At 65.4% G+C, this 1,116-nt stretch carries 1 protein-coding gene; it reads right to left on the bottom strand.

Annotated elements, in window-relative coordinates; translation table 11 throughout:
- A partial coding sequence (locus ACFHWY_RS28605) for an IS630 family transposase (protein WP_416583344.1) occupies positions 1-1,069 on the bottom strand: 1,069 nt, incomplete at its 3' end.
- Positions 1,070-1,116 lie beyond the last annotated feature (47 nt).

Below are 1,116 nucleotides of genomic sequence, written 5' to 3'. Positions count from 1 at the left end.
TTCGGCCGCAGTATGTGGCGAGGCTGTTGAGGATCTCGTCGGCGGTTCTGGTCCACACGAATGGTTTCGGGTCGTTGTTCCATGCTTCGATCCAGGCCCTGACGTCGGTTCCGAGGTCGGCGAGGCTGTGGTGGCTGGACCGGCGGAGTTTGCGGTTGGTCAGTTCGGCGAACCAGCGTTCGACGAGGTTGAGCCACGACGCCGAGGTCGGGGTGAAGTGCAGGTGGAAACGGGGATGCGCGGCCAGCCAGCGTTGCACGGCCGGGGTCTTGTGGGTGGCGTAGTTGTCCAGCACCAGGTGCAGATCCATCTCGGCGGGAGTGTGGGCGTCGATGGCCTTCAGGAACTTCAGGAACTCCTGATGCCGGTGGCGACGGTGCACTTGCCCGATCACCCTGCCGGTGGCGGGGTCGAACGCGGCGGACAGGCTGGCCACGCCGTGACGGACGTAGTCATGGGTCTGCCTCGCGGGGACCGAGGGCATCATCGGCAACATCGGCCGGGTCCGCTCCAGGGCCTGCATCTGGGATTTCTCGTCGACGCACAACACCATCGCCTTGACCGGCGGATCCAGGTACAGGCCAACCACGTCGCGGACCTTCTCCACGAACATCGGGTCAGCCGACAGCTTCCACGTGTCGACCAGATGCGGTTTGAGTCCGAACGCCCGCCAGATCCGCGACACCGCCGTCTGCGACAACCCGGTCTCACGCGCCATCGACCGCGTCGACCAGTGACTGTCCTGATTGGCCGGCTGCCGCTCGAGAGTCTTGACGATCACCTCATCCACCTGATCATCGGTGATCCGACGCGGCGCCCCCGGCCGTGGCTCGTCAACCAGCCCCTCCAACCGACGCGCCAGGAACCGGCCACGCCACTTGCCCACCATGTCCCGCGACACCCCAAGCCGCTGCGCGACATGCGTATTCACCAGACCCCCAGCGCACAACAACACGATCTTCGACCGCAACGCCAACGCCTGCGACGACTTACCCCGCCGCGCCCACCGGCTCAGACACGCACGCTCGTCATCAGTCAGGACCACCACACCACGCGGACGACCAGCCACCCCGACAGCCTACTATCAGCGGCCGAATTAACGACTCAGGACACTAG

It is taken from the genome of Micromonospora sp. LOL_024 (assembly GCF_048060415.1).
Classification (GTDB): domain Bacteria; phylum Actinomycetota; class Actinomycetes; order Mycobacteriales; family Micromonosporaceae; genus Micromonospora.
The sequence above is the reverse complement of the archived record's forward strand: the minus strand, read 5'-3'. Positions and strand labels throughout refer to the sequence as shown.